At 40.0% G+C, this 22710-nt stretch carries 19 protein-coding genes; 10 read left to right on the top strand and 9 right to left on the bottom strand.

Annotated elements, in window-relative coordinates; genetic code table 11:
• Positions 1–145: 145 nt before the first annotated feature.
• On the top strand, positions 146–2950 hold the full coding sequence (locus H4J54_RS14315; RefSeq protein WP_182191655.1) for a bifunctional aconitate hydratase 2/2-methylisocitrate dehydratase: 2805 nt from the start codon (positions 146–148) through the stop codon (positions 2948–2950).
• Between the two features lie 286 nt (positions 2951–3236).
• On the opposite strand, the gene H4J54_RS14310 is transcribed toward H4J54_RS14315, so the two are convergent.
• From H4J54_RS14310 to ampD, 7 genes are all read right to left on the bottom strand, one after another.
• A complete protein-coding gene (locus H4J54_RS14310; RefSeq protein ID WP_182191654.1) occupies positions 3237–3581 on the bottom strand; it encodes a hypothetical protein in 345 nt (114 codons plus the stop codon).
• A 378-nt stretch (positions 3582–3959) separates the two neighbouring features.
• Positions 3960–5390 (bottom strand): dihydrolipoyl dehydrogenase, encoded by a 1431-nt coding sequence (lpdA, locus tag H4J54_RS14305; protein WP_182191653.1) that lies wholly within the window; start codon positions 5388–5390, stop codon positions 3960–3962.
• Between the two features lie 241 nt (positions 5391–5631).
• Positions 5632–7305 carry a dihydrolipoyllysine-residue acetyltransferase gene (gene aceF / locus H4J54_RS14300; protein ID WP_182191652.1) on the bottom strand — a complete coding sequence of 558 codons (1674 nt, stop codon included), beginning with the start codon at positions 7303–7305 and terminating at the stop codon, positions 5632–5634.
• A 25-nt stretch (positions 7306–7330) separates the two neighbouring features.
• Positions 7331–10006, bottom strand: coding sequence for a pyruvate dehydrogenase (acetyl-transferring), homodimeric type (aceE, locus tag H4J54_RS14295; RefSeq protein ID WP_182191651.1), 2676 nt, complete (start codon positions 10004–10006; stop codon positions 7331–7333).
• A 149-nt stretch (positions 10007–10155) separates the two neighbouring features.
• Positions 10156–10926 carry a pyruvate dehydrogenase complex transcriptional repressor PdhR gene (gene pdhR, locus H4J54_RS14290; RefSeq protein ID WP_182191725.1) on the bottom strand — a complete coding sequence of 257 codons (771 nt, stop codon included), beginning with the start codon at positions 10924–10926 and terminating at the stop codon, positions 10156–10158.
• 396 nt (positions 10927–11322) lie between these two features.
• Positions 11323–12204 carry a beta-lactamase regulator AmpE gene (ampE, locus tag H4J54_RS14285; RefSeq protein WP_182191650.1) on the bottom strand — a complete coding sequence of 294 codons (882 nt, stop codon included), beginning with the start codon at positions 12202–12204 and terminating at the stop codon, positions 11323–11325.
• Positions 12205–12353: 149 nt separating this feature from the next.
• Positions 12354–12935 (bottom strand): 1,6-anhydro-N-acetylmuramyl-L-alanine amidase AmpD, encoded by a 582-nt coding sequence (gene ampD / locus H4J54_RS14280; protein WP_220464268.1) that lies wholly within the window; start codon positions 12933–12935, stop codon positions 12354–12356.
• Between the two features lie 98 nt (positions 12936–13033).
• On the opposite strand from ampD, the gene H4J54_RS14275 reads away from it, so the two are divergent.
• The 9 genes from H4J54_RS14275 (at position 13034) to yacG (ending at position 21473) form a co-directional block, all read left to right on the top strand.
• A complete protein-coding gene (locus H4J54_RS14275) occupies positions 13034–13555 on the top strand; it encodes a TIGR02281 family clan AA aspartic protease (protein ID WP_182191649.1) in 522 nt (173 codons plus the stop codon).
• Positions 13556–14443 (top strand): carboxylating nicotinate-nucleotide diphosphorylase, encoded by an 888-nt coding sequence (gene nadC / locus H4J54_RS14270; RefSeq protein ID WP_182191648.1) that lies wholly within the window; start codon positions 13556–13558, stop codon positions 14441–14443.
• 253 nt (positions 14444–14696) lie between these two features.
• Entirely contained in the window at positions 14697–15143 is a 447-nt protein-coding gene (locus tag H4J54_RS14265; RefSeq protein WP_220464249.1) for a prepilin-type N-terminal cleavage/methylation domain-containing protein, read from the top strand.
• 130 nt (positions 15144–15273) lie between these two features.
• Positions 15274–16980 (top strand): type IV-A pilus assembly ATPase PilB, encoded by a 1707-nt coding sequence (gene pilB / locus H4J54_RS14260; protein ID WP_182191647.1) that lies wholly within the window; start codon positions 15274–15276, stop codon positions 16978–16980.
• Positions 16981–17229: 249 nt separating this feature from the next.
• Positions 17230–18486: a type II secretion system F family protein gene (locus H4J54_RS14255; RefSeq protein ID WP_182191646.1), complete on the top strand. Its 1257-nt coding sequence runs from the start codon at positions 17230–17232 to the stop codon at positions 18484–18486.
• A gap of 140 nt (positions 18487–18626) precedes the next feature.
• Positions 18627–19508 carry a prepilin peptidase gene (locus H4J54_RS14250; protein WP_404851909.1) on the top strand — a complete coding sequence of 294 codons (882 nt, stop codon included), beginning with the start codon at positions 18627–18629 and terminating at the stop codon, positions 19506–19508.
• A gap of 93 nt (positions 19509–19601) precedes the next feature.
• The gene (coaE, locus tag H4J54_RS14245; protein WP_182191645.1) at positions 19602–20231 is read left to right on the top strand and encodes a dephospho-CoA kinase; all 630 of its coding nucleotides are present in this window, start codon (positions 19602–19604) and stop codon (positions 20229–20231) included.
• 100 nt (positions 20232–20331) lie between these two features.
• Positions 20332–21081, top strand: a complete 750-nt coding sequence (gene zapD, locus H4J54_RS14240; protein ID WP_182191644.1) for a cell division protein ZapD — start codon at positions 20332–20334, stop codon at positions 21079–21081.
• A gap of 155 nt (positions 21082–21236) precedes the next feature.
• A complete protein-coding gene (gene yacG / locus H4J54_RS14235; protein ID WP_182191643.1) occupies positions 21237–21473 on the top strand; it encodes a DNA gyrase inhibitor YacG in 237 nt (78 codons plus the stop codon).
• 212 nt (positions 21474–21685) lie between these two features.
• On the opposite strand, the gene H4J54_RS14230 is transcribed toward yacG, so the two are convergent.
• Together H4J54_RS14230 and mutT are read right to left on the bottom strand one after the other, a co-directional pair.
• Positions 21686–21835, bottom strand: a complete 150-nt coding sequence (locus tag H4J54_RS14230; RefSeq protein ID WP_182191642.1) for a hypothetical protein — start codon at positions 21833–21835, stop codon at positions 21686–21688.
• A gap of 131 nt (positions 21836–21966) precedes the next feature.
• Entirely contained in the window at positions 21967–22362 is a 396-nt protein-coding gene (gene mutT / locus H4J54_RS14225; RefSeq protein WP_182191641.1) for an 8-oxo-dGTP diphosphatase MutT, read from the bottom strand.
• Positions 22363–22710 lie beyond the last annotated feature (348 nt).

Here is a 22710-nt window from a genome sequence, read left to right as displayed (position 1 = left end):
ATAACAGTGGTGAATAATGCTTATTTAATCTAATGATTCGTAGTCAGCATAAAATCAGGTAAACTAGGGGGTATAATTTGTCCTACTAATAACAATTATTAGTAAATGTTATTAGTAATAATATCGCTAAAGAAGAGAGAATTTAATGAGCCTGTATCTAGAATATATAGCAGAGATTGAAAATCGTAAAAACGAATTAGGACTAGCACCTAAGCCAATTGATGGTGCTGAGTTATTAGCTGAAATTATCGAACAAATTAAAGATCAAGATAATGCGCACAGAGCTGATTCACTTAATTTCTTTATCTATAATACCTTGCCAGGTACAACAAGTGCTGCGGGTGAAAAAGCCAAGTTCTTAAAAGAAATTATTCTGGGTGAATGTGTTGTTGCTGAAATTCCAGTAGCCTTTGCTTTTGAATTACTTTCTCACATGAAAGGTGGTCCTTCAGTAGAAGTGCTACTTAGCTTAGCATTTTCTGACGACTTATCAGTGGCAAAACCTGCAGCAGAAGTATTAAAAACTCAAGTTTTTTTATATGAAGCAGATACTGCTCGTCTTGAAGAAGCATTTAAAGCCAATAATGCCATTGCCAAAGACATTCTTGAAAGCTACGCACAAGCTGAGTTTTTTACAAAGTTACCAGAAATAGCAGAAAAAATTGACCTAGTGACTTATATTGCTGGTGAAGGTGATATCTCAACAGATTTATTATCTCCTGGCCATCAGGCTCACTCTCGTGCTGACCGTGAATTGCACGGCCAATGCATGAGCACTCCAGAAGCTCAAGAAGAAATAAAAGCATTACAAGTTAAGTATCCTAACGCGAAAGTGATGTTAATTGCTGAAAAAGGCACTATGGGTGTCGGTTCATCTCGTATGTCGGGTGTTAACAACGTGGCACTGTTGGCAGGTAAACAAGGCAGTCCATACGTACCTTTTATTAATATTGCCCCTGTGGTTGCTGGTACTAATGGTATTTCTCCCATTTTCTTAACGACAGTAGATGTTACTGGCGGCATTGGTCTTGATCTTAAAAACTGGGTTAAGAAAGTCGATGCAAGTGGCAAAGCTGTTGTTGACGAAAATGGCGATTCTGTATTAGAACAAGCTTACTCAGTAGCGACCGGAACAGTATTAACTATCGATACTAAAGCGATGAAGCTATACAACGGCGACAAAGAGCTTGTTGATGTTTCTTCAGCTTTTACGCCGCAGAAAGTAGAATTCATGAAAGCAGGCGGTTCTTACGCCGTTGTCTTTGGTAAAAAACTTCAAACTTTCGCCGCTGAAACCTTAGGTATTACAGCGCCAGCAGTTTTTGCACTTGCCAAGGAAATGTCAATCGAAGGTCAAGGCTTAACCGCAGTTGAAAAAATATTCAATAGAAACGCGGTCGGTGTAACCTCTAAAAATGCATTACATGCAGGCTCTGACGTTCGTGTTAAAGTCAATATTGTCGGTTCTCAAGACACAACAGGCCCAATGACATGCCAAGAGCTAGAAGCAATGGCTGCGTCAACTATTTCTCCAATCGTTGACGGTGCTTACCAATCAGGTTGTCACACAGCGTCTGTTTGGGATAGTAAAGCAAAAGCTAATATTCCTAAGCTGATGAGCTTTATGAATGCTTTTGGCCTTATCACTGCCCGTGACCCGAAAGGTGAATACCATGCAATGACTGACGTTATTCACAAAGTTTTAAATGATATCACGGTTGATGACCGCGCCATTATCATTGGCGGTGACTCACATACGCGTATGTCAAAAGGTGTAGCCTTCGGTGCCGACTCAGGTACTGTTGCACTGGCACTTGCTACAGGTGAAGCGTCTATGCCAATCCCTGAATCAGTAAAAGTGACCTTTAAAGGTCACATGAAAAAATACATGGATTTCCGTGACGTTGTGCATTCAACGCAAGCGCAAATGCTTAAGCAATTTGGCGACAACGTTTTCCAAGGCCGTGTTATTGAAGTACATATTGGTACTTTATTAGCTGACCAAGCCTTTACCTTTACCGATTGGACTGCAGAAATGAAAGCAAAAGCTTCAATCTGTATTTCTCAAGATGACACCTTAATTGGCTCTCTTGAATTAGCGAAAAAACGCATCCAAATCATGATCAACAAAGGTATGGAAAACGCAGCGAAAACCCTTAACGGTTTAATCGCTTTAGCTGACCAACGTATTGCCGGCATTAAGTCAGGCGAAACACCGGCATTAACACCAGATGAAAATGCTAAATATTACGCTGAAGTCGTTGTTGATTTAGACCTAATTGACGAACCTATGATTGCCGATCCAGATGTAAATAACGACGACGTTTCTAAGCGTTACACGCATGACGTTATTCGCCCTGTTTCTTTCTACAAAGATAAAACGGTTGATTTAGCTTTTGTTGGTTCTTGTATGGTACATAAAGGCGATATGCAAATTATCGCGCAAATGTTCCGTAATATTGAAAAGCAAAATGGCAAAATTGAATTCAAAGTACCCTTAGTTATCGCGCCACCAACATACAACATTGTTGATGAGCTTAAAGCGGAAGGTGATTGGGAAATACTACAGAAGTATTCTGGCTTCGAATTTGACGATGCTGTGCCTAAAAATACCGCCCGTACTAAGTATGAAAACATTATGTACTTAGAACGCCCTGGTTGTAACTTATGTATGGGTAACCAAGAGAAAGCTGAACCTGGTGATACCGTTATTGCAACGTCAACACGTTTATTCCAAGGTCGTGTGGTAGCCGATACCACTGAGAAAAAAGGTGAGTCATTATTAGGTTCTACGCCGTTAGTTGTACTTTCGTCTATGCTGGGTCGTTTCCCTACCTTGGCCGAGTACAAAAGCGCTGTAGACGGTATTAACCTAACAGACTTTGCTCCGCCGCTTGAAGCATTAACAACGCCAGCATCAGTTGCTGTTAACATTGCTGATCCTAGCTAGGCTCATATCTTTTAAGAGCTGAAAGCAAATAGCTAAAAACGATTAAGCAAAAGGGCTACTTTACCATGCGCTAAAGTAGCCCTTTTTTTATGCCTATTCAGTAATTATTATTTGCTAACACCCGTTTCATTAATTATCTGCTCTACTTTATAGGCAGCGAAAACAAACCAATATAAGCTATTTACTGTACTAACGAGTTGTTCTAATTAGTCAGTAAATAACGCAGTAGTGAGTTGTTTTAACCAGGTAAAATGATCATAAAATCAGTGCGATTGGTGGCATTATATTATGAAGCAGGACATTCAATATTGGCTGATAAAGACGGCATGATCATATTAGGAAATGACAATTTATCATCAAAGCGCTCAACACCTTCTAGCACTTCAATTTTAAAACCATAACTTTTGCATAGTCGTAATGATTGTCGCATAAGAAAAGTGGCTAATTTACTAAATTCTGTACTTTGTTTTGTGATGACTTGTAGGTGGTATTTACCATTTTTTAAGTCGGTTTGTTTAAATTGCACTTGATGATCAAAGTCCCACTGAGAGGCGCCGTTGGGGGTATTAATATTGTTCGCACATGCCGTTAACAAAAGAGCTAACAATAGGCAGATTGATTTTTTCATCATCTAAATCTCCTTATAAAAAAGTTAATTTTAGCACCAGCCGTTATACCTGTTCCACTTAAAAATGCAGGCTAATGTATTTTTAAGCGAAAACATTATAATACCAATTTCATTAATTAGGTGGTCTACTTTATACGCAGGAAAAATGGCCAAATATAAGGCATTTATTTAATAACTAGTTGTGCTAATTATTAAATAAATAACGCAGTAGTGGGTTATTTTCACCCGTAAAAATGATCAGATAATTAGTGAGATTGGTATAAGTATAATCACAGATAAAGCCTATGGCTATAGCCAAAATTAAAACACAAAAAAGCCAGCAGTGTTGCTGGCTTTTCAATTAATGAACTTAACAGTTAAGTTAAAGGTTACATTAACTAATTATTTTTTCTTTTTCACTGCTTTCGCGTTCGGTAAATCAGTGATTGAACCTTCAAAAATCTCTGCCGCTAGGCCAATTGATTCATTTAAGGTTGGGTGAGCATGAATAGTTAAACCAACATCTTCAGCATCTGCACCCATTTCAATTGCTAAACAAATTTCGCCTAACATTTCACCGGCGTTGATACCGACAATAGCACCACCTAAAACACGGCCAGTTTCTTTGTCGAAAATCATTTTAGTTTTACCTTCAGTACGCGCAGAAGCAATAGCACGACCAGAAGCAGCCCAAGGGAAGTTAGACACTTCAACATTTAAGCCTTGCTCTTTTGCTTCACGTTCTGTTACGCCAGCCCAAGCCATTTCTGGGTCGGTATAAGCCACTGATGGAATACAACGCGGTTCAAAAGTATGTTTCTTACCAGAGATAACTTCAGCAGCGCAATGTCCTTCATGTACCGCTTTATGCGCAAGCATAGGTTGGCCAATAACATCACCAATAGCAAAGATATGAGCAACGTTAGTACGTAACTCATTAGTTACGTTGATAAAGCCACGTTCATCAACATTAACACCCGCTTTATCTGCAGCAACTAAGTGACCGTTTGGCTTACGGCCAACAGCCATTAAAATTTTGTCGTAACGTACTGGTTCTTTCGGAGCATTTTTACCTTCAAAAGTAACATACAAGCCGTCATCTTTCGCATCAACGGCAACCACTTTGGTTGACAACATGATGTTGAACTTTTTACTGTTAAACTTAGTGTAAGCTTGAACAATATCTTTATCGGCAGCGGGAACTAACTGGTCAGCAAACTCTACCACTGAAACCTTTGAACCTAAGGCTCTATAAACTGTACCCATTTCTAGGCCAATAATGCCACCACCAAGTACTAACATTTCGCCGGGTATATCTTTCAGCTCTAAAGCACCGGTTGAGTCTATAACACGTGGGTCTTCAGTAGGGACGAAAGGTAAATTAACCACTGATGAACCTGCGGCAATAATCGCATTATCAAAAGTGATCGTCGTTTTACCATCAGCGCCTTCTACTTCAACGGTTTTGTCTGAAGTAAATTTACCGTAACCAAATACCGTTTTAACTTTACGTGCTTTAGCCATACCGCCTAAACCACCGGTTAATTGACCAACAACACTTTCTTTCCAGCCACGAATTTTGTCTAAATCAATTTTAGGTGCACCAAAAGTAACGCCATGAGATGCCATTGCTGCTGCATCGTCAATAACTTTAGCTACGTGTAAAAGTGCTTTTGATGGGATACAACCCACATTCAAACACACGCCACCAAGCGTTTCACGGTTTTCAACTATCACTACGTCTAAACCTAAATCTGCTGCGCGAAATGCTGCTGAATAGCCGCCAGGACCTGCACCTAAAACTACTACTTGAGTTTTAATATCGTTACTCATGCTAACCTCAAAAATTTATGTGTTTATTGCTGGTGTTGCCAGCCTATATTTGCCGAGCTTTTATTAACAGCGTTAACCATTAATATTTTCAGCATATTACTCTATTATACTTGTTTACGATCTTACTTAAAGCGCACTAAGATCGCCATCTTTAAATCAGTAAATATTAGCAAAAAGTGGGTAAAGTGAAAATTAATGACTTTACCCACTTTATCTTATCTCACTGACTTATTCAGGTAACTTATAAAATGAGTTTTCTGATGTCACTCATTACGCCCGCTAGGTGCACAGTAAACCGCGCCGCTAACGCGCCGTCAATTACACGATGGTCGTAAGACATAGACAGTGGCAACATTAACTTAGGCTCAAAGTCTTTACCATTCCACTTAGGTTTCATTTCTGATTTAGAAACACCTAAAATCGCTACTTCTGGCGCGTTAACAATTGGCGTAAATGCTGTACCACCAATACCGCCAAGGCTTGAAATAGTAAAACAACCGCCTTGCATATCATTTGCTTTTAGCTTGCCGTCTCGTGCTTTCATGCTGATTTCAAGTAATTCACGTGACAACTGGTGAATACCTTTCTGATCAACATCACGTACAACGGGCACAACCAAGCCATTAGGTGTATCAACTGCAACACCAATGTGAATATACTTTTTAAGGATCAAACTTTCACCATCTGTACTCAAACTAGAGTTAAATACTGGGAAAGTACGCAGTGCATCTGCCGCCGCTTTTAAAATAAACACCAGTGGCGTAATTTTAAAACCCAGCTTTTGCTTTTCACAAATAACGTTTTGCTCTTTGCGGAAGGCTTCAACATTAGTGATATCAGCTTCATCAAATTGGGTAACATGTGGAATAGTGACCCAGTTACGATGTAAAAATGGTCCAGAGATTTTCTGAATACGTGTTAGTGCCTTCGTTTCAACTTCACCAAACTTAGAAAAATCAATTTGTTTCGCGCTAACAACTTGTAAACCACCTTCTCCAGCCGCTACTGAACTACCCGCATTCGCTTTTGGACGAGACAATTCATATTTAACATATGACTGCACATCTTCTTTTAAAATACGGTTTTTACGACCAGTACCTTTAACTACTGATAAATCAACACCAAATTCACGCCCTAAACGACGAATTGAAGGTGAAGTATAAATAGCACCCGCATTGGTTAGACCCACTTGTGGGTGATGTGGCACTGGCGCTGGCTTTTTAGCCGCCGGTGCTGCTACAGGAGCCGCTACTGGTGCTGCTACAGGTTCTGCTACTGGCTCATCAAGGTCAACAGGTGCACCCGATGCACCCGATGAAGTTTCAAGTTTAATAACAATAGAGCCTTGCTTAACTTTATCACCGGTATTAATGAAGACTTCTTTTACCGTCCCAGCATGCGGTGACGGTACATCCATAGTCGCTTTATCAGTTTCTAAGGTGATCAAGCCATCTTCAGCTTCAATAACATCACCAACAGCTACCAAGACTTCAATCACGTCAACTTCACCATCTTCACCAATATCAGGTACCACGATGTCGATCACTTCACTACTGGCAGCCGCAACAGGCGCTTTTTCTGGCGTTGGTTCGGCTGCAGGTGCAGGTGCTTTTACTGCTTCAGCTTCTGGCTCAGCTTCAACTTCAACTTCTGCTGGCGCTGCAGTCGATTCTGTTGCCGTACCTTTCATCTCACCAATAACATCACCTTCTTTGATCTTATCGCCCACTTTAACTGACAGGGCAACAAGTTCACCAGCAAACGGAGCTGGAATATCCATTGAGGCTTTATCTGTTTCAACCGTAATAATACCTTCGTCAGCTTCTAAACTATCACCGACCGCAAAACATATTTCGATAACTTCTACTTCATCGCCACCGACATCTGGGACTAGAATTTTTTCAATATCAGACATTTGTTAATTCCTTATCTAGTCTTAATTACGCGTAAAGCGGATTAAGTTTGTCAGCGTTAATATTAAAGCGTTTAATCGCTTCACTCACCACGGCGTGTTTAATATCACCACGGTTAGCCAGTTCATAAAGCGCAGCAACAACAATGTAGTTTTGATCTACTTCAAAATGTTGACGCAAGTTATCACGGCTGTCACTACGACCAAAACCGTCAGTACCTAGAACACGATACTCAGTATTGATATAAGCACGTACTTGATCAGAATAGTTTTTAACATAATCAGTTGCGGCAATCGCAGGGCCTTTATCGCTAGTAATCACCTTAGAAAGGTAGGCTGTTTGTTGCTTACTTTCTGGGTGTAGCATATTCCAGCGCGTTACTGCTTGGCCTTCACGGGCTAATTCATTAAACGAAGTCACTGAATAAACGTCACTTGATACACCATAGTCTGCTGACAAAATTTGTGCAGCTTGACGCACTTTTTGTAAAATAGTACCTGAGCCCATTAATTGCACATTCGCTTTAGCTTTTTTAGCTTCAACGCGTTCAAGTTGGTAAATACCTTTAATGATTTCATCTTCAACCGTTTTGTTTTCTGGCATAGCCGGATGTTGATAGTTTTCATTCATTAGCGTTAAGTAGAAGAAAATATTTTCATTCTCTTCATACATACGACGTAAACCTTCACGCACAATAACGGCAATTTCATAACCGTAAGTTGGGTCGTAAGTCACACAGTTAGGAATTAAACCCGCTTGCACGTGTGAATGACCATCTTGATGTTGTAAACCTTCACCATTAAGCGTGGTTCTACCGGCAGTAGCCCCTAATAAGAAACCGCGCGTTTGGCTATCAGCCGCGGCCCATGCTAAATCACCCACACGTTGGAAACCAAACATTGAGTAGTAAATGTAGAATGGAATAGTGGTCGCGTTACAGGTTGAATAAGAAGTACCTGAAGCAACCCAAGACGCCATAGCACCTAGCTCGTTAATCCCTTCTTGTAACACTTGGCCTTTCTTGTCTTCACGGTAATAAGCGACTTGGTCAGCATCTTGTGGCACATATTTTTGACCTTCGCTAGCATAAATACCCACTTGGCGGAATAAACCTTCCATACCAAAAGTACGCGCTTCGTCAGGAATAATAGGCACAATACGCTTACCGATTTTCTTGTCTTTTAATAAGCTGTTAAGTACCCGAACAAAAGTCATGGTTGAAGATACTTCGCGTTCACCTGAGCCTTTTAAAATCGGCTCAAATATTTTTAATGCTGGGATATCAAGTGACTCTTCGGCTTGCTGACGACGTGCAGGTAATGAACCCCCTAAGGCTTCACGGCGTGCTTTCATGTACTGAAATTCTTCACTGTCTTCTGAGAACTTGAAGAAAGGTAAATCAGCAATATTTTCATCACTGACTGGAATATTGAAACGATTACGGTAATGTTTCAGCGAATCAAGGTCCATTTTCTTCACGTTATGGGCAATATTTAAGGCTTCACCTGAAGCACCTAAACCAAAACCTTTAACCGTTTTAGCTAAGATAACGGTTGGGCGACCCTTAGTGTTTTGGGCTTTTTTATAAGCCGCATAAACTTTCACTGGATCATGACCACCGCGGTTTAAACGGTAAATATCTTCATCTGACATATTCGCCACTAGTGCAGCAGTTTCTGGGTATTTATTGAAGAAGTTCTCGCGGGTGTATTTACCCCCTTTGGCTTTACAGTTTTGGTATTCACCGTCAACGGTTTCACTCATTAACTGTAATAATTTACCTGAAGTGTCACGGGCAATTAACGCATCCCAGTAAGAACCCCAAATAACTTTTACCACTTCCCAGCCTGCGCCGCGAAATGTGCCTTCAAGCTCTTGAATAATTTTACCGTTACCACGAACAGGGCCATCTAAGCGCTGTAAGTTACAGTTGATAATAAAGGTTAAGTTATCTAAACCTTCACGTGTTGCTAAACCGATAGCACCTAGTGATTCAGGCTCATCTGTTTCACCGTCACCTAGGAAACAATAAACCCGTTGGTCTGAACAGTCTTTAATACCACGGTCCGTTAAATATTTAAGAAAACGTGCGGTATAAATAGCTTGTAGTGGACCTAAGCCCATTGAAACCGTAGGAAACTGCCAAAAGTCTGGCATTAAATGCGGATGAGGATATGACGATAAGCCTTTGCCATCACACTCTTGGCGGAAATTATTCATCTGCTCTTCGGTTAATCGTCCTTCCATAAAAGCACGAGCGTAAATACCTGGAGAGATATGACCTTGGGCAAAAATAAAGTCGCCACCATCTTTTTCAGAAGCGGCTCTAAAGAAATGGTTAAAGCCAACATCGTATAACATGGCAGAAGATGCAAAGCTGCCAATATGGCCACCAAGATCTAAATCTTTTTTAGAGGCGCGCAATACCAAGACTAACGCATTCCAACGAATAGCAGAACGAATACGTGACTCTATGGTTTGGTCAGCCGGCATATGCGGCTCTAACCCTGGAGGAATGGTGTTTACATAAGCCGTTTTGGCGTCAAACGGTAAATGTGTACCGCTACGACGGGCTCTATCGATTAACTTTTCAAGTAGAAAATGAGCGCGTTCCGGCCCTTCGTTTTCTAACACAGACTCCATTGATTCTAACCATTCTTGGGTTTCCATTGAATCAATATCTAGATTTGGGAGCTCAGACATAATTACTTAGTCTCCAGTTGTTGTTTGTTAAGTAAATTTAGTGGTTTAAAGATAGCTGTTATTAAACAGATAACCTTAATTCGTAGTAATTTTTTATCACACCTATACCGTTCAATTAATGCATCATGCACTTGGCAAGCATTCATTTTTTAATTGCTGACAGTTTTCGGTCGTTTAATTCTGCGTATTGAGCGTTCCATACGACTATTTTCCTGCGACATTTTTAATAGCACTTCTTCAATGAAGGCTAAATGGCGATGGCTAGCTCCCCAAGCAATTTGGGGCTTGCCACTGACAATCGCACTCATTAAACGGGTACGATAATCAGATATTTGGCTAAACACGTCAGGTCGCTTAGCCAATATAGTTAAATTCTTTTCAATATTGTCAATCAACAATGGCGCCATACTCTGGGCTAAATGCAGAATAACCGCATTGTGGCTTGCGGCGCATATAGCGATGTAAAAACCAAAAACCGCTTCAGCTTCAAGCCGGTAATTGTCATCTAATTGCGCGGTGCCAATACTGTCATGTTTGCGTTGAATTTCTTCAAAATCAGCTTGCGTACCACGCATCGCCGCATAATAGGCTGACATACCCTCAATACCATGGCGAAACTCTAATAAATCAAATTGCGATTCTTTATTGTTCGCCATTAGGGCAAATAGTGGGTCTGACAGTCCACTCAAAATTTTATCACTAACGTAAGTGCCGCCACCTTGACGACGGGTGACTAAATTTTTTGCTTCTAACTTTTGCATGGCTTCACGTAACGAAGGACGAGAAACATCAAACTGTTTAGCCAGTTCTCGCTCTGCCGGTAATTTTTCGCCCGGCTTCACACTACCTTCTAGGATCATAGTCTCAAGCTGAGCCAAAATAATATCTGACAACTTAGCTTGCTTTACCGGCTTTTTAATACTCGGAATCGACATATAAAATCCTTTATTATTGCGCTATTAGGTATCTAAATCCACTGGCTTTACCTTCAAATACCTTGGTAAATTGGTCTTACCAATTTGATAATTTCGAATATAATGTAACAAATGCTTATAGCATTGTAAACACTGTGGGTGATTTATAATCAATTACCTACTTAAGGATTTTCGTAATATCAGTGTGGAAGCGTGAATAAACGATTTCGATTTCACTTCGTGGAAATGAAAATTATAACAGGTAGTTTTATGTTTTAAGCGGTAAGTTTTGAGCTGTCAGCTATCAGTAACAAGCGTGTAGTTATATGGGTAGACAATTAAATCTGGCTTTGGTTTTAAGCTGACAGCTGAGCACTGACAGCTTAAAACTTTTCTTTAAAGCTAAGAAATAATGCCGGTTAAGGTTAATACCGCTATTACCGCTAGAAATAGTAACAAGGTACGTTTGGCTAATTTTACTAATAAACAAGGCTCTGCAGTATAGTCATCAGCGTCAACCATAAAGTCTTCCGACATTTGAGCAACACTGATTAAGACTTGGCTTGGCGTTTTGTCAAATTCAAATAAGTTATCTATCCAAGCCGGCATGGCTTTTGAGAAATGGCCAACAAACATATAACCAAAAGCAACAAGCCTAACCGGTAGCCAATCAACCCAAAATAATAATTGTTGCGTTGCTTTATTACCGTCATCGCCATCGTGAGTAGCCAGTTCTTCGCTATTTTCATCCTCAACATCCACAGCAGAGCTTTCTGCGTTAACACTTTCATTTACCCTAGTTAATAAGCGATAAAACAATGCACCTGCGGCACCGAATAAAACGAAAAACAGCATAACCGCGATAAAGTAGCGATAATTTAACCAAACCATTGTTTGGCCAAAGCCCATGTCAGCAATGTTTTTATCTTGTTGTAGTTGCAGGTGATGTAACTCACAATTGGTTAATTCACCCTTAAAAGCTGATTGTAAATAGCTTTTATAGACCTCGCGCGTTTTCATGCAACCAAAGCAAACAATCAATATTAAGGTTGAGGCAATTAAATACAGTAAAGCGTTATCCACTTGTGCCAATAAAAAATGACAACCAAGTACAGGAATAGAAATTACTGCATAGCTTAACAATGCAGAATGTCGATAATTAGCCAGCAACTTAGTCTGCTTAATTACCGCCATATATCGTTGGTACAAGGTATTAAATTGCCAAGCACTTGACGACAAGTAACGCTCAGCAGCTAGTGCAATTAACAAACTAATCAAGCTCATGTTTAATTATCCTCTATTTTTAAAAAATTTCAGCTCTTCAGCTACGCTTTATTAGCTGTAAGTCTTAAGCAGTCAGCTGTCAGTTACGCCCAACTCACAGTTGGTGTTTCTTGACTGAAAGCTGATAGCTGATAGCTTCATACTGACAGCTATTTTATTAATAATGCTCTAAAACTTGGCCAATCAAACGCGGGGCCAGGGTCTGTTTTACGTCCTGGCGCAATGTCACAGTGACCAACAATGTTATTTTCTAAGCCTGCATAAGTGCCGATTAAGCTCTGACTCACGCGGCTAAGCTGCTGATATTGTACTTCAGTATAAGGAATATCGTCAGTCCCTTCTAGCTCAATACCGATTGAAAAGTCATTACATTTTTCTCGACCTTGATAACACGACAGGCCAGCATGCCAAGCTTTATCGTTAAACGAAACATATTGCACAATATTGCCGTCACGTTGAATAAGGCAATGCGCGGATACGCGTAGGCGATATATACTTTCAAAGTAAGGATCTATGCTTGGGTCTAAATTACCCAGAAAAAAATGAGTGATGTGGTCAGCGCCAAATTGCCCCGGTGGCAATGAAATATTATGCACAACCAATAAGCTCACGGCTTCATTTTCGGCTCTAGGCTCAAAGTGGCTCGACGGTTGAATTTCAACGTCACTGAGCCAACCCTTTTTAATGATCAGTTCAGCGCTATTTTTTCGATCCTTTGGCAAAGATGACATACAATAATTCACCGGTTGTTTATCCTTGTACTATTACATAGTAAAGTGGACAACAGAACAAGATATACCAAACAGATTAACCTAAGAGTTGGACATAAATGACTAAAAATGACACAACAGCAAATTTTGGCAAAGGTTTTGTCTGGATAGCTTGGGTGCTTGGCATCGCCTTATTGGTTTTTATTTTTCAAGACTTGTTAGACGGACAATATAATCCCAATCAAGACCCTAAACTTTCAATGCAAGCCAATGGTAAAGCCGCCGTTACCTTAGAACAAAACCGTCAAGGGCATTATGTAACCAACGGTGCCATTAATGGCCGCAAGGTTACCTTTTTACTGGATACTGGCGCTACACAAGTGTCAATTCCGGCCCATGTTGCAGAAAACCTAGCCCTGCAAGCGCAAGGACAACAACGTGTGCAAACCGCTAATGGCATTATTACCGTCTTTACCACGCAAATAAACGAGTTACGCATAGGTAATATCTATTTGTATGATATAGCAGCAAATATTAACCCCAGCATGACCGCTGATGAAATTCTCTTGGGCATGAGCGCGCTAAAAAGAGTAGAATTTAGCCAAACCGGAAAACAACTAATTTTACGAGAGCAGCTTTAAATGTTATCAGCCTCATTATTACACGACATCAGCAAAACCGTTACCTGGGCATTATGTGAAGACCTAGGCGTTAATACCTACCAAGAACTCGCCACTAGCCGTGATATAACCGCCGAACTTATTCCGTTAGAAAACCAAGCGGTAGCTAACATTATTAGTCGCGATGACTGTGTTATATGCGGCGTTGCTTGGGTAAATGAAGTGTTTAAACAACTTGATAACATTTACCACACCACAACCAACATCACTTGGTTTGTTAATGATGGCGAAAGCGTAAAAGCCAATACCACCTTATTTGAATTAACGGGTAACGCACGTATTTTATTAACCGGTGAGCGCACCGCCTTAAACTTTTTACAAAGTCTTTCAGGTACCGCAACCGTTACTAGTAGCTTTGTTAAACACTTAACAGGCACCACCACTAAGCTACTTGATACCCGTAAAACCTTACCTGGCCTTCGCAGCGCACAAAAATACGCCGTCACTTGCGGTGGTGGGGTCAATCATAGAATAGGCTTGTTCGATGCCTTTTTAATTAAAGAAAACCACATTGCCGCTTGTGGTGGTATTAACCCAGCCGTTAGCACAGCGCGCATTAATCACCCTGACAAAACTGTTGAGGTCGAAGTAGAAAGCATCGCTGAATTAACCCAAGCACTGCATGCAGGCGCTGACATTATTATGCTAGACAACTTTAGCCCCCAGATGATTGAACAAGCGGTGCAATTAACCGCAGAAATATCGGCCGGTAAAACCAAGTTAGAAGTGTCGGGTAATATGACACTGGCAACACTAACAGATTATGCAAAAACAGGTGTCGACTTTATCTCGGTAGGAGCATTAACCAAACATGTACAAGCGGTTGATCTGTCAATGCGCTTTTGTTAAAAACGAAAAAGAAATTTTCAGCTCTCAGTTCAAAGCGGTCAGTTTAAAACTAAAGCCAAGTTAATCACTAGTAAATACAGCTAAGCTCTAATAACTGAAAGCTGATAGCTGAAAACTTAAAACTGATAGCTTAAAGATTAGTCACAGCAGCTTAAAAAAACATTTTAAAAAAAATCTCTCAAGTATTTTACATTTAGTCATTTTTACCGCAATATTAAATTAGCTAACATAATCATATTTGGAGTTAAACGTAATGAAAAAACTAAATACCATCAAAAAATCACAAGGTTTTACCCTAATTGAATTAATGATCGTTGTCGCGATCATAGGTATTTTAGCCGCGGTTGCATTACCGGCTTATCAAACTTATACCCAAAAAGCAAAGTTCTCAGAAGTAGTTCTGGCTGCATCATCACAAAAAATTGCTGTAGAAATTTGTGGTCAAACAGCAGCTACATCTGTAGCAACTTTTGTCACTGAATGCATTGACGGAAAAAATGGCATTGCAAATGCGGGAGCAACAGGCGAAGTACTTAGCGTAATAGTTACGGCCGTATCTCCAAACATAATAATTACAGCGATTGGAAATGCTACCACCTTCCCCAATGACGAAACCTATATTTTAAAAGGTACATGGTTAGCTGGACAAGTTACTTGGGATAGAACTACAGGTACTTGTGTAGCAAGTGGTTTATGTTAATAAATATAAATTAGTAAAAAGCTCCTACGGGAGCTTTTTTTATCTTAGATTTTATAATAGTTGTTTTTTGTTTTCCCTAACTAGAATAGTTACACTGTAACTGTTGGTTATTACTGAGTTTTAGAGGCTTATGAAAGGACTGCACCAACAATCTAGCCTACTCTCTGCGCTATCTAAGCATAACGTCGTCCCTACTGAAAAAGCAGAGAAAATTAGTGCTGACTTTATTCGGCAACACAAGCCTTTTTTGCGCTATTTAGTTGAAGACAAAGAGATTAATGCTAAAGACATTGCTAGCACACTATCGCGTAGTTTTGGTTGTCCCTTAATCGACTTAGAACATTTTGATACCTCGCTAATTCCTGAGGGTATACGTAACGAAAAACTGATCCGTAAACACCACGCCCTGCCGCTATATTTACGTGGCAAAGTGTTATTTGTTGCCATGTCTGACCCCACTAATCTTGATGCCCTAGAAGAAATTCAGTTTAATACTGGCTATGCTACCGAGTTAGTGATTGCCAACGAAACAGCTTTAAACCATTGTATAGAAAAAATATTAGAAGCCGACAGTCATGCGCTTGATATTTCTGATATCGACGCGAAAGAATTATCTGGCATTGATGTTCAAGAAGAGCGAAAAGAAGAAACAAACATTGGTCTTGGCGATAAAGAAGATGCACCTATTGTGGTCTATATCAATAAAATACTGCTCGACGCCATTCGCAAAGGTGCTTCAGATTTACATTTTGAACCTTACGAAAAGTCTTACCGCATTCGTTTTCGTATTGACGGTATTTTAAATGAGGTGGCTAGGCCTCCAGTATCACTAGCCGCTCGAATGGCCGCACGTTTAAAAGTGATGTCAAAATTAGATATTGCTGAACGTCGTGTGCCACAAGATGGCCGTATTAAATTAGCCTTATCTAAAAGGAAGTCGATTGATTTTCGTGTCAGTACCCTGCCCACCATGTGGGGCGAAAAAGTGGTTATGCGTATTCTTGACTCGTCAAGTGCCATGTTAGGCATCGACATGCTGGGGTATGCGCCCAAGCAAAAGCAAATTTACATGGACGCCTTAGCACAACCCCAAGGTATGATTTTAGTCACTGGGCCAACCGGCTCAGGTAAAACGGTTTCACTTTATACCGGCTTAAATATTTTAAATACCGAAGAGCGAAATATCTCTACCGCCGAAGATCCCGTTGAAATTAACCTTGAAGGCGTTAACCAAGTACAAATTAATACCCGCGCCGGCTTAACCTTTCCCAGTGCATTACGCTCATTTTTACGCCAAGATCCCGACATTGTCATGGTCGGTGAAATTCGTGATTTAGAAACCGCAGAAATTGCCATTAAAGCCGCGCAAACGGGCCATTTAGTCTTATCAACATTACATACTAACTCAGCAGCAGAAACCTTAACCCGTTTATTAAATATGGGGGTGCCGTCATACAACGTTGCCAGTTCAGTCACCATTATTATCGCTCAGCGATTGGCCCGACGATTATGTACCCACTGCAAAGCAGAAGAACACATACCTGAAAGTGAACTCCTCGCACAAGGTTTTTTACCTGAACAAGTTAGCGAAATAACATTGTTTAAACCTATTGGTTGCGATTTTTGCACCGGCGGCTATAAAGGTCGAGTGGGTATCTATGAAGTGATAAAAATTAGTGACATTACCGCGAACTTAATTATGAACGGCGCTAACTCCTTAGATATTGCCGCCCAATGCCAACGTGAAGGCTACAATAATTTACGCCAGTCAGGGCTAGAGAAAGCCGCTTTAGGGGTAACCAGTTTAGAAGAAGTGAATCGGGTAACCAATGCCTAACAATTTTACTGCTACGCCACTTAGCATTATAATAGCGTTGGTTGATTGAAAAAGGTCAGCGTTGTTTATTACCCCTTAGCCAATAAGTGCGGTTCGCTAACCTGCCAATGGCTGGCTAAAAATTGCCAAGTGTAGACAATAGCGATAAGCTCAATGTTATAACAATAATAATTAACCTAATGCTATGGCTAGTAATAAGCTTAACCATAGCTAGACAATAACTAGACAATAAAAAATCAGGTTAAGCCCATGGCTGTTTCTTCAACAATAAAAGTACAAAACAGAAAAAGTAAAGTTAAAGCGCTTGATGTTTATAAATGGCAAGGGCTAAACCGCAAAGGTAAAAAAATCGATGGTGAGCTTAATGCCACCAGCATCTTAGAGCTTAAAGCCCAGCTGCGTAAACAAGGTATAACCCCAGGTAAAATTAGCAAAAAAGCTAAACCTTTATTTGGTCTGGGCGGCGATAAAAAAATCATGCCGGTTGATATTGCGGTACTTACTCGCCAAATTGCCACCATGTTATCGGCTGGCGTACCTTTAGTGCAAACTATTGAAATGATCGGCTCTGGCCACAACAATAGCAATATGCAAAAATTACTCGCCACTATCGCTCACAAATTACAATCGGGTATCCCGCTGTCTGAGTGCTTGCGCGAGCACCCAAAATATTTTGATGACTTATATTGTGATTTAGTTAACTCAGGTGAACAATCTGGTTCACTTGAAACTATCTATGAACGTATTGCTACCTATAAAGAAAAGGCAGAAGCACTAAAAGCAAAAATCAAAAAAGCCATGACTTATCCTATTTCTGTTTTAGTTATCGCCTTTATTGTTACCTCAGTGTTATTAATTTTTGTGGTGCCGGTATTCCAAGACATTTTCGCTAGTTTTGGTGCAGAGCTACCCGGCTTTACTTTACTGGTTATTGCGATATCTGAATTTATGCAGGCCTATTGGTATTTTGGCCTTGCTGGGCTATTTATTGGCAGTTACTTGTTTAAAAAAGCTCATAGCAATAGTCAGACTTTTCGCGATAGCCTTGATAGAAAAATATTAAAAATTCCTGTTATTGGTGACGTGCTAAAAAAAGCAGCTGTTGCTCGTTATGCCAGAACTTTATCAACCACCTTTGCCGCTGGTGTACCTTTACCCGATGCGTTAGAGTCTGCTGCTGGCGCCTCAGGTAATGCGGTATTTCGTGAGGCTATTTTAGAGATTCGTGCTGAAGTAACCTCAGGTATGCAAATGAACTTAGCTATGCGCAATTGTGCTATTTTTCCTGATATGGTGGTGCAAATGGTCGCCATTGGTGAAGAGTCTGGTTCAGTTGACGATATGCTGGCGAAAGTTGCTACGGTTTATGAGCAAGAAGTTGACAATGCGGTGGACAATTTAACCACACTGCTTGAGCCGATGATTATGGCGGTACTGGGTGTGGTTATCGGGGGGTTAATAATTGCCATGTATTTACCTATTTTTCAAATTGGTATGGTGGTTTAAGTTACCTAAAAGCACTGGCCATATACCTTGACTTAACACAATAAAATTAACGCGATGCTTGTCATCGTTTTTTTTGTTCACTTGGCATTATTTAATCAAAGCCATTAACATAAATCACCTACATTTTGAGGCCTATTCTTTTGACTGACTTTATTACGCTAATGACCAACTCACCCGCATTTTTTTATGGTGTTATCATCGTTTTTTCTTTACTGATAGGCAGCTTTTTAAATGTGGTTATTTATCGCTTACCTAAAATACTAGAACAAGGTTGGAAAAGAGAATGTCGCGAGTTTTTAGCTGATGAACTTGCTAAACCTGTCAAGCCTGTAGAAGCGATTATTACCCTGTCAACGCCAAGCTCTAGCTGCCCATCTTGCCAACATAAAATTCGTTTTTACGAAAACATTCCAGTCATAAGTTGGTTATGTTTACGCGGTAAATGCAGTCAATGTCAGGAAAAAATAGCGCTGCGTTATCCGTTAGTTGAATTAACCACTGCGCTATTAAGTGTAGTTATTGCCGCCCATTATGGCGTTAGCTTCACCACACTCATGCTATTAGTATTAACTTGGGGCTTAATTTGTTTAACCTTAATTGATTTTGATCACATGCTATTACCTGATCAAATAACGCTGCCATTAATATGGCTAGGGCTATTGGTTAACATTAATGGCAGTATTGTGCCATTAAACGAGGCGGTTATTGGCGCGGTTGCCGGTTACTTGAGCTTGTTTAGTATATTTTGGTTATTTAAGTTAATGACCGGCAAAGAAGGTATGGGCCATGGTGATTTTAAACTGGTTGCGCTTTTTGGTGCTTGGTTAGGCTGGCAGTTATTACCCTTACTGATTTTAATGGCCTCAGCCGTTGGCGCTGTTATTGGCATTAGCCTAATGCTATTTAAAAATCACCAACGAGAACAAGTGATTCCCTTTGGCCCCTATTTAGCGGTTGCAGGTTGGATAACCCTACTCTGGGGTAATGGCATTTGGTCGTGGTATTTAAATACATTAACTTAAAAAACGTTCAAAGAAAGCTGACAGCTTCAAACTTATAGCTGATAGCTGATAGCTGATAGCTTCAAACTTAACATGAACTTAACGGAATTATTTATGTCTGAATTTATTGTAGGCTTAACCGGCGGTATTGGCAGTGGCAAAACCACAGTTAGTGATATTTTCGCCGAATTAAATATCGACATTATCGATGCAGACATTGCGGCCCGTATTGTTGTACAGCCTGGCAGTAAAGCACTATTAGCGATTAAAGCCCATTTCGGCACTGACTATATTACTGATAATGGTGAACTTAACAGAGCTAAATTGCGCAGCCGAATTTTTAGTCAGCCTGAAGATAAAGCTTGGTTAAATAATTTATTACACCCGTTAATTCGAGCAGAAATAATCAACCAAATAGCACAGGCCAAAAGCAGCTATTGCCTACTAGTGGCGCCCTTACTGCTAGAAAATAATTTACATAAAATGGTCAACCGTGTTTTAGTGGTTAATGTTGACGAAGCAAGCCAAGTTGAACGCACCCTAGCACGTGATCCAAGTTCAGCGGCAGAAATCAAGCGTATTATAGCGAGCCAAATGCCGAGTGAACAACGCCTAAGTTTTGCTGATGACATCATCAATAATCAGCATAAAAGTCTAGAAAACATTCGTCAACAGGTGATAATTTTAGATCAAAAATATCAGTTATTATCTGCCAGTACTTTCCACCCTAGCCCTGATAAGTAAGCCTTTGGCTAGTGTTTTTGATAAAATAATTCGCCATTTTACCAAGCTGTGCGTACTATAAAGGCATTACTCGCTAATTTTCAAAAAAAGTTTCTAATTAATGACCGCTATACTGTATGAACATCCGCTCAATGAGCGTATTCGTAATTATTTAAAACTTGAGCAATTATTTTTCCAGGCTTCAGATTGCTTACAATACAATATGGCCACTAGTTACAGTGTGTTTTTTAATGCTTTATTTGCCATTCTAGATACCGTTGATCGTAATGATATACGTGGTGACTTGATTAAAGACTTAGAAAAACTAGAACAAAATTTAGTGGTTTGGTCAAAAATTCCAGAGATTAATAGCGCAGCCCTCGAAGATAACTTAAAACAAACGCTTGCCCTCTCCAAGCAATTAAAAGGCCCTAGCCCTAAGTGGCTGCAATTCAAAGATGATAAATTTTTGGTGGCGTTAAAGCAGCGTTTTGCGATTCAGGGCGGCAGTTCGCTCTTTGATCTACCACAATTACAGTTTTGGTTAAGCCAACCAAGCGCTGAAGTTGAAGCACAATGCCGGCATTGGCTGTCGCTACTGGCACAAATTAGTGCCGCTTTATCACTGGTGCTAAAGTTTGTTCGTCAACGCACGCAGTTCAAAGAAATAACAACAGATAGTGGCTTTTACCAAGACAATGGCGAAGGCTTAATCTTGTTACGTATCAAGATTGCGGATCATCTACCTTTTTATCCCACCATTAGTGGTAACCGTTTTCGCTACTCAATACGCTTTATGATGCCCTGCAATGAAAGCGGCCGTAAATACTCCAAGCAAACAACCCACTTCCAGCTGGCTCGGTGTAAATAAACATAGTTAATAGTTGTTAGTTTTAAGCTATCAGTATAGACATAGTTGTTGGCTGCTAACTGACAGCTTAAAACTGAAAGCTTATCGCTTCCCCTAGCCGCTTAAGCAAAATTCTCTTATAATGACATAACAATTTTAAGTTAATAGTAATTCTTATGACACTAAAAGTAGCTTGTCCCACTTGTAAAAAAGAAGTGATTTGGCAAGAAGAAAGTCAATACCGTCCATTTTGTTGTAAACGTTGCCAGTTAATTGATATTGGTGATTGGGCTGACGAGAATCATAAAATTAGCCAACCCGTGCAAGGTGCTGTTGAGTTAGATGAAGAGATGCTCGATGCTTTAGAAGCCGAATTTTTACAACATAATAAATTCTTTGTTGAGCCTGAGTAATAGCCATTTGATTAATTAAGTGGTCAATTTTTTCATATGGAAAAATGGATAGATACCAGGCATAAAATTTAATAAGGCGTTATTCACCTTATAAATTCTATCACGCTGTATTTTTTCATTTTACCCATGAAAAATGCACAGCTCATTAATCACCTTAGTATATACCCAAGCCACTTGAATATGCAGATTTCAGCAAGTTGATAAAGGGTTAGCTACAAGGCATTGATTGAAGAGAATGGTTGTTCCATTGTCGAAATAAATAACGCCGTAGATGACCCTTTATCGCCTTGCCCATAGGGAGTTAAGCTAGAAAAACAGCCCAGCGTTGCAGCACTTGATAAGGGAATAACCATTATCTTCATACTACGCCTTGAGCTGATTTCCTAGCTTAACTCTGAAACGGCATCTTCAAGTGGTTTGGGTATATATGGCCTACTTAACATAAGCGCTGTTAATACTAGCGCTATTTTTACCGTGGATCAGCGACAAAATATTATTGATAATTTTTTAGCAGCTTTTCAATAATGGCTTGATTAGCCGCCGGAAAGTTTAAAGCAGCGAACTCTACCAAGGTAAACCAACCTGACTGCTGCCCTTCTAAAGCTTTTGCTTGGCCGGTAAAGTTATCAACAACAAATACCTCTAATAACACTTTCTTATCGCCGTAATCATGGCTGATTTGCATTAATGGTGTACACGTCAGGGTTTCTATGGCAACTTCTTCTTTTAGCTCTCGGTGCAGCGCTTGATGGACAGTTTCATTTTCTTCAACTTTGCCACCAGGAAATTCCCACTTACCCCCCTGATGACTATCAGCTAATCGTTTAGTGAGAAAAAACTTCTGGTCTTGCTTGATCACACCGACCGCAACATGCACAATTTTTGTCATTATTTATCCTAAATACCTATCAAATACTATCTAATACTTATCTAATACCAGGTTAATTTATTATCTGCGCATTTTTAATGGTTGAGGTAAAAAATTAGCTCATTTAATTAATCAAACGAATATAAAAAATTATACCCGCTGCAGATGCTTGCTGGTACATCAGGTTAAACGCCAGCTTAACCCTTGACGGACTGAAGTCCGAGCTACAAAAAAACGGCCTAACTCTAGATTACCACCCGCAGATCCTATCTGCTGCACTTTAGTCCATTAAACTACAGGCTATTTCAACTGCATTAGCACACAAAACCACTATACCGCAAAAAATAGGATATCTGCACGTAGTCACTC

Origin of the sequence: Colwellia sp. MB3u-8, from assembly GCF_014076985.1 — a bacterium.
GTDB lineage: Bacteria > Pseudomonadota > Gammaproteobacteria > Enterobacterales > Alteromonadaceae > Cognaticolwellia.
This window is presented reverse-complemented; position numbering and strand designations above follow the sequence as displayed.